The sequence below is a fragment of the Edaphobacter aggregans DSM 19364 genome (genome assembly GCF_000745965.1).
In the GTDB taxonomy this organism is placed as follows: Bacteria; Acidobacteriota; Terriglobia; order Terriglobales; family Acidobacteriaceae; genus Edaphobacter; species Edaphobacter aggregans.
The window spans coordinates 12,527-20,823 of the sequence record NZ_KN050790.1; the positions used below are offsets into that span (position 1 = coordinate 12,527).

An 8,297-nucleotide genomic window follows, 5' to 3' on the forward strand; every position below is an offset into this window, starting at 1 on the left:
GGTGGTCGTCCAACCAATATCGTTACCGCCGCCAGGGGCCGACGTTGTTTCAAGATCGACTCCGTCGGAACGATAGCTGTTATTCGTCCCATTGATTGAATTCACGCTGTAGCCAACTCCCTGCCCGCCTGTGTCGTAGTTTTCGGCCAACACTGTCCCGGGGATGGCTGCGGCAGTTCCCCCGTAGGGCCCTTCGGACGTCCCGGTCGTGGTACCGCTTCCCTGCGCCGAGTTTGCCGATGCGCCGGCCGCGTTTACCGCTTGCACCGCGTAGTAGTAGGTTGTCGTGGACGCCAGTCCTGAATCGGCAAACGACGCTGCCGTCAGGTCCGAAGCGATCATATTGCTCGACGAGGGCGTGAACCCGGAGGTCGCGCTGCGGAACAGGTTGTAGCTCAACGTGCAGTTTGATCCCTCAGTGCTGGCGCCCCAGGTTACATACATTGTGCTGGAGGAAGTTCCTGACCCGGAGGGCGTTCCAGGAGTGCTTGGAGCGGAACCGCAATTGCCGCTTGTACCTCCCCACGAGGTTACATAGCTGTTAGGCCCCGCAGTCGTGCCCGCATTATCGACTGTGGCGTTGTTTGAGGCGATGTTGTAGTTGATATGGCCGGCAGCGAGGGTCACAGACACCGAATCGTGGAACGTGACTCCGGCGGCGACGGGGGCGGCTATCCCGCTGTTTGCAACGATAGCTACTCCCTGATTGAAGACGGAGTAAACACCGAGGCCGTAGGCTGTGTGCGTGGCGACCGTCGGCGCGACGTTGTAGGAGGCGTAACCGTCCACGCTGCCGTTCATCCATGCGGACTGGTTGGGAACGTCATAGGGCATTTCGCTCTGGTAGAAGATCGTTTCACCGCCTTCACCGTTCCACACGACCTGCTCTGCCTCGTAATGCTCGACAGCCAAGCCCGTTGCCGCGACGTAGTCCCCGTTCACAACCAATCCGTTATTGCAGACATTGAGGGTCCAGCCGACAGTTCCAACATTTCCGTGGTCGGCACGCCATGTCCACATATTGTCGAGAATCACGTTGTCGCTATCGATTTCCGTGGCTACGGTGCAGGTTCCCAGGGTCGCTCCGCCAATGCGGAGGTGAACGTCGCTGATCGATGTCGGATTGCTTGCGTGGCTGACGCGCGGTGCGCCATTTACTCCTATCTGGAGGAGCACTGGTGAGTTGATCGGACCCGCATCGATGAGAAATCCAGCGAGCTGCACTCCGTCCACGTCGGCCACGGTGAGCGCGGCTGTTCCCGACTGCGGAACGAGATCCGCGTAGCCGAGTCCGAGCACCACCGTGTTGGCGTTGGTAACGTTGATGGACCCGCTGTACTGGTAGATGCCAGGGGTCAGAATGAGATTTTGGCCGGAAGCCAGTGCGGCATTGATCGTGGCTAACGAGGTTGAGGGCGTGGCGATCAGGAAGCTGCTGATGGGCAGAGAAGTACCGGCCTCTCCGTTGCCGACGCCGCCGTTGGCCCAGGTTGTGCCCGACGTATTTGTCCCATAGGACGGCGAGAAGACCCAGTAGTTGCCGCTGCCGTCCATATAGAGGAAGGGCTTTTCACGGCTGACCGGGGTGGTGGCGAGGACGGTATACGAATGGTCTCCGCCGCCGAATGGGTTGCTTTGCCCAGGGGCGCCGGAGACGCCGGAAAAAACCATGTTCCAACTGCCGCCCCTCCAACTCCCGAGGGAGCTGTTGCGGGTATACCACTGCTGCTGGGAGCAGGAGTTGACTTGCCCGGTGACCTGGGTGTTGGCAATGAATCCGCCGCTCGAAAAGTTGCAGCCGGAATCCGTCAGTTCTACTGGGTTGTTGATGAGCATACGCCGGATGGAAGCTCCCTGCGAAACGCCCCATTGCAGAGTGCCCCCCCCAGGGGTGGTCATTTCCATGTTCTCCATCGAACGCCAGAAGTTTTGCGTGTCATTCCCATTGATCGTCTGATTCGACTGCAGGTACCCCTGGTTAATGTGGACGGCGTTGGGGGTTTGGCCGAGGCCGGCAATAGATTCATAGAACCCCACCGCGGATTCGACGCCGGTGTAGGTGCCCGGCTCGAAAAACACCGCATAGCGGTTTGTGCTGAACTGCGCGTTGCTGGCCAGCGTTGCGAGGGTCGAATTGATCGACGACACCGAATTGCTGGTAGAAAAGACGTAGACGTTGGGGCCAAAGATCGTATTGTTCTGTGCGAAGGCTGACGATGACCACATGAAAAGCGCAACGAGCACCAGGCATACGAACAGTCGGCCGGTTGCAGTGATTAGCGATGTGCGATCTTTCACTTAAATAGATCCCCTCTTTTCGATTTTGGTGTTGAGCCGACCGAGTTCCAAACGCATACCCCTTGTGAATAGGGGGCCAGCGTAGACAAACGTTTGTTTCTTGTCAATGCAGTAATCAAACCGCCCGCAGTCGAATTTATTGACACTCGTCATGCGACAAGTTGGACTTCAACTTACGTAAAAGCCTTTAGGACAAGATCCACTTTTATTGCAATACCGCTTGTTGTCCTTTGGGGGTGCCCCAGGAGGGTCTTCTCAGATCTTTTTTCCTTCATGAGGCGATGCTGGTCAAGGAATAACTTAGCCGTCCCCGTGTTTTCCATAGTGAGACCTGCTGCCTGCAGCGGACAACTCAAACAATCAAACCACAAATTTCCCCCGGCAGCTTCTTTTGCCGACACCAGCGTCGTCCGAGAGGCAACACAAAGCAGTGGGGTTTTACGAAGCATGGAGACCTTGACATGAAGAAATTACCGCATCTCGCCGCCATCACTTTGATGGGGTTATCTCTGGGCACTGCCCTGGGCCAACAATATACGCAGGTCAACCTCGTATCCAACGCCTCCGGCGTAGCTCCTATTACAGACCCCCACCTTGTGAATGCCTGGGGCCTCTCTCGGAGCACAACCAGCGACTGGTGGGTTTCGGACAACAAAACCGGGCTGAGCACGCTTTACAGTGGTAACGGCACGATTAATCCACTTGTCGTAACGATTCCAGCGAACCCCCACAACATAAGCACAAAAAAGGGTTCCCCTACCGGCCTTGTCTTCAATGGCAGCCCGACGGACTTCATCCTTCCCAACGGCCTCGCAGCAACGTTTATCTGGTCGACCATCGATGGATCGATCGCTGCTTGGAACCCAACCAACGCTATTGCTCCAGGTGCTGCGGCACCATCCACCCATGCCGTAACCGTTGCCGCAACCAAGGATGGCTCCGGTTACACCGGTCTTACAAGCGCCCTGGTTGAGAATACCCGCTTCCTGTACGCCGCGAACTTCGCCCTCAATCGCGTCGATGTCTACGACAACTCATTTCACATCGTCCACCTGAATGGAACTCACCCCAGTAACCCTGAAGACACTGCGTTTGTCGATCCTCAACTACCAAACAATTTTTCTCCCTTCAACGTACAAGCCATAGGCAACAACATCGTTGTCACCTTTGCAATGCATGAGGAAGGCTCGACTAAGTCGATTGCGGGTCCTGGCCTTGGCTATGTCGACGTGTTCACTACAGCAGGCCACCTCGTGACACGCCTCGATCACGGGGACCAGCTCAATGCTCCCTGGGGCGTGGCTCTGTCTCCGCTCGACTTCGGCAGCTTCAGCCACGAACTCCTCATCGGCCAATTTGCAGCCGGTGGAACCACTCAATCGGCTGGCTTCATCGCTGCCTACAACCTTGCTACCGGACACTTCGATGGCCTGCTTGAAGATCAAAGCGGAGCTCCTATCGCGATCAATGGACTATGGAGTCTCAGCTTCGGAAACGCCGTGGCGCCAGGAAGCTATGACCAGGCAGGCGCTCCAGGCGGCGAGTTGTACTTTACCGCAGGTCCTGATGGTGCTACCCAGGGTCTTTACGGATATCTGAAGCCAGTCGCGACTACCCTCATCCAGGGCAACGACCAGTAACCCTTGAGCGATCAAGACAGAAAAGCGTCAGCAATAATACTGCTGACGCTTTTCGCGTGCTTCGAAAGATGACAGCTAACCATCGATTGCACAGATGAAAACAGTGTTTAGTCCCGGCATTTGATGGATGTGATCGAGAGTAAATCGATCCGGTTCAGTTTGCCAGCATTTGCAGATGAATTCGTAGGCCGTGAGGCCATGGAGCGTCTTGAGTCGTTTTGCGAAGTTGTAGGCAGCGACGAAGTCGCTGAGGTGGATACGCAGGTGGTCGTGGGTGTCGTAGTTGGTAGCGCTGAACCGTGGCCTCTTTGATGGTGCGGTTCATGCGCTCGACCTGACCGTTCGTCCAGGGATGATCGGGCTTGGTGAGGCGGTGGTCGATCCCGTGCAGAAGACAGACTCTGTCAAAAGGATGGCCGCGAAAGTGGGCCGTGGGTCCCTTGCGATTCTTCGGCAGATCGGCGAACTGGATGCCGTTGTCCGTGAGCACGGTATGGATCCGATAAGGGACAGCCGCGATCAGCGCCTGGAGGAATCTCGCCGCAGCCTGCATATCGGCGCGTTCGACCAACTCCACGAAAGCGAACTTCGAAGTGCGGTCGATGGCCACAAAGAGATAGAGCTTGCCTTCGGCGGTGCGTACCTCGGCCAGGTCGACATGGAAGTAGCCGATCGGATAGCGCTCGAACTTCTTCCTTCCGGGCTTGCTGCCTTCCGCTTCTGGAAGCCGGCTGATGCCATGCCGCTCCAGACAGCGATGCAGCGAGGAACGGGTCAGATGAGGGATCGTTGCCTGCAAAGCGTAGAGGCAATCATCGAGGGGCAGCAGAGTATGCCTGCGGAAAGCAACGATGATCGCCTCCTGTTCCACCGTCAGGACTGTGGAGTGGGGATGCTTTGGCCCGGTGCGCAGATCGGCCACTGAGCAGCGCTTCCTCCACTTCGCGACCGTCTTCGGGTTGATTCCATGCCGCCGAGCCAGCGTCCTCAGGCTCTCTTGACTATGCTGTATCGCTCGACGGACCGCCTCTGTCGTAGTGGCGCTCCGGTGTAGAACTTGCCCCACAGTGCCTCCTTCCAGTCTCTGGATAAGAATGCACCATCAAATACCGGGACTAAACAAGTAACAATCCCACCGGTACATAAGATCGGGCAATGCCAGGTCATAGTTTGAGTTAGAGACCAGGTAATGCGCGTGGAATGCATCACTTTCACAATTATTTTACTTGCCTCGGTTTATGCGTATGCGGCAAAGTTGGAACCGGTTCGCGGGATCGACATTGCGAGGGTTTCTCTGAGAAGGAACATACATTTCTTCCTTAAAACGCAATCGTAGTCGCCATCTGTATTTATTGAATGCATTGTGACGCTCCTTGGTACCGTGGCACATGACATGAAGGTAACTTCCAAAGGAGATTCTCTATGTCTAACCTCCCCTGCAGGACCAATGCGTTTGTCCTGCCACTCGTCGTCCTTGCTGTGTTACTGGCTTGTGGAACCCCTCGGGCTCGCGCACAGACAGCATGTTACCCTGCCTGGAGCGCAACCGCCATCTACGTCGGCGGCAACACAGCCAGCTCCAACGGCGTCAACTATACCGCCAATTGGTGGACACAAGGACAGAATCCAGCCACGAACAACGGCGGTTCGGGTAGCGGTGAACCTTGGACCTCCAATGGCACTTGCAGCGGTAGCAGCGGCAGCACGGGAACCGGTAGCAGTGGTGGTACCAGTACTGGATCGGCATACGGCGGCACACCCTGGCCTATTCCAGGCACAATCCAGGCTGAAAACTTTGACACAGGTGGTGAGAATGTTGGCTATCACACAGACAATAACACCAACCAGGGTGGCCAATATCGCACCGGCGAAGGCGTGAGCATCGAAGCCACAACGGATACGGGCGGCGGCTATGATGTCGGATGGGTCACCGCGGACGAATGGCTTAACTACACCATGAAGGTCGCATCTTCTGGAAGTTACCTCGTTCAGGTTCGCGTAGCCAACAATGGACAGGGTGGCACCTTCCACGTGGGTGTTGACGGAGCCACTGCGACCTCGGAACTTACAGTTCCGAATACCGGGGGATGGCAGAACTGGACAACGCTTTCGACCACAATTACTTTATCCGCTGGCCAGCACATCGTTCAGTTACATATGGACAGTGTCGGCTCTGCCGGAACCGTCGGAAATTTTAACTGGTTCTCGATAAGCTCAAACACCACTGCATCAACACGATTGGTCGGTTATTTGCCTAACTACAATGGGAGCTACGCCAATTACGCAACCACCCTTAGCTTTTCAAAGATGACGCATCTGAATTTAGCTTTCGGCAATCCTCCAAGATGCAACGGTACATGCACTGCAAGCAGCAACATGACTTTTTCACTCGGCCAGAGTGATGCGGACATTGCGGCGGTCGTCAATGCCGCGCATGCAGCGGGCGTAAAAGTGGTGCTCTCCATTGGCGGTGGCGGCGGCGACCAGCAAATTCTGCAATTTTACAACGCGGGCCTTTCGACGCAGCTCGTAGACTCGCTCGCGAATTACCTCGCAGCGCATAATCTCGATGGCGTAGACGTGGATATTGAGGACCCCAACAATATGGGCAATCCGTATGCCACATTTGTGAATGCGCTTGTGACTAAACTCCGCCCACAGGGCAAGATCATCTCCGCAGCGGTAGCGCAGTATCTCCAGGCTTCGATGCCGGATTTGGCGCTTCACCAATTCGATTTTGTCAACGTCATGGTCTATTCAAACTACTCCGATGCCCAGAATGCCTTGCAATACTATTCGGTGCAGAAGAGTGTGCCCAAGAGTCAGATCACCCTTGGGGTGCCTTTCTTTGGCCAAAGCGGAGATGGAAATATTGAGGAGGAATACAACACCATCCTTGCCGCTTACCCCAATGCCTGGCAGCTGGATATGGTTAACGGTGGCTCCCTCGACAATGGAATAACCCTCTATTACGTCGGTGAGGATGTAATGGCGGAAGAAACACAGCTAGGAAAACAGTACGGCGGGATTATGATATGGGAACTCACAGGGGATGCGCCTGCTCCACATTCGCTCTTGAATGTGATTAAAAGCAACTTGTGAATTGTGGTGAGCGTTGTAGCAACAGAATGACGTTCCCTCCGGAATCCTTCTGAGGTTTCCGGAGGGCATCGTCAATTTAATGACCCCAAGTAGAAGGGCTTGTGTTAGACAGGACAGGATTTTCCCGCCGGTGATCTAGCAAGCGAGGGCTGAGCGTGTGCACTGGTTCCAGGAGTTGAAAGCTTTGCAGAGCAGAAGCCGAGAGCGACCAGCGAGAGTAGATGGCGACGCATCCGGAAGGGAGCGTTGATCGCCTGCTCGGGAGATTGAAAGCGCTTCATCTGCCTCGCACGCGGGTTGGCTGATGCGAATTCTCAGCGCGGTTATTAAGATAGCGGCTTTGCCGATGAATCACGCCAGGCAAGATCAGCTTCTTCGCTGCCGCGTAGCTTCTTAGCTTGTCTGTGATGATGACACTGGTTGTCTCTGCATCATGGAGTAGCTTGCGAAAGAAGCGTAAGGCCGCCCAGCGATCCCGCTAGGGCTGAACAAGAATATCGATGACCACTCCATTCTGATCCACGGCTCGCCATAGATAATGTTGGACGCCGTTCATCTTGATGAACCCTTCATCCAGGTGCCACTTTGTTCCGATACGAGATCGCTTCCTTTTCAGCCGAGCAGCATACAGTGATCCGAACTTATGGCACCCTTCCCAAACGGTTTCATAAGTCACCTGAAACCTCGCCTACATCTTCTCAATGTTCCAGTAGCTCAAGGCGATAGTACAGCCATACGCATTGTTTTACTACTTCGATCGGAAAATCGGTGTCGCGGACATCGGCTCTCACTCATCAGCTTAGCTTCTCACATTGTTAAGTTGACGATGCTGTTTGAGAGGGCTGTTCAATCATTATTCCAGATTAATCAGAAGCATGGCCGGCTATTTCCTGAGATTAAAGTTATATGAAATCACATGCTACTAGTTAACAACCTGCCTTGAAACAATCGCTTGTCTATTTTTTCTGGTTCTATTTTTCTTGCAATGCTTCATGAAGATGTGCAAGTATTTACCCGCCGAATTTGGTTTGGCAAATGTTACATGATCATTTTCGGATCAGCATTGCGACTCTGAGAAGGAACACACATTTCTTCCTTATAACGCAATCGTAGTCGTCATCTGTATTTTATTGAATGCATTGTGACGCTCCTTGGTACCGTTGCACATGACATGAAGGTAACTTCCAAAGGAGATTCTCTATGTCTAACCTCCCCTGCAGGACCAATGCGTTTGTCCTGCCACTCGTCGTCCTTGCT

The 8,297-nt window shown here is 54.6% G+C and carries 3 protein-coding genes and 2 pseudogenes; 2 read left to right on the forward strand and 3 right to left on the reverse strand.

Annotated elements, in window-relative coordinates:
- A partial coding sequence (locus Q363_RS42565; RefSeq protein WP_051979727.1) for a carbohydrate-binding protein occupies positions 1 to 2,298 on the reverse strand: 2,298 nt, incomplete at its 3' end.
- 461 nt (positions 2,299 to 2,759) lie between these two features.
- On the opposite strand from Q363_RS42565, the gene Q363_RS33990 reads away from it, so the two are divergent.
- Positions 2,760 to 3,938 carry a TIGR03118 family protein gene (locus Q363_RS33990; protein ID WP_035359445.1) on the forward strand — a complete coding sequence of 393 codons (1,179 nt, stop codon included), beginning with the start codon at positions 2,760 to 2,762 and terminating at the stop codon, positions 3,936 to 3,938.
- A 75-nt stretch (positions 3,939 to 4,013) separates the two neighbouring features.
- Here Q363_RS33990 and Q363_RS33995 read toward each other — a convergent pair.
- Positions 4,014 to 5,004: pseudogene (locus Q363_RS33995) on the reverse strand (IS481 family transposase).
- Between the two features lie 356 nt (positions 5,005 to 5,360).
- Here Q363_RS33995 and Q363_RS37305 point away from each other — a divergent pair.
- A complete protein-coding gene (locus Q363_RS37305; protein ID WP_051979728.1) occupies positions 5,361 to 7,040 on the forward strand; it encodes a glycosyl hydrolase family 18 protein in 1,680 nt (559 codons plus the stop codon).
- Positions 7,041 to 7,317: 277 nt separating this feature from the next.
- On the opposite strand, the pseudogene Q363_RS47370 reads toward Q363_RS37305, so the two are convergent.
- Positions 7,318 to 7,716, reverse strand: a pseudogene (locus Q363_RS47370) (IS6 family transposase).
- Positions 7,717 to 8,297: the final 581 nt, after the last annotated feature.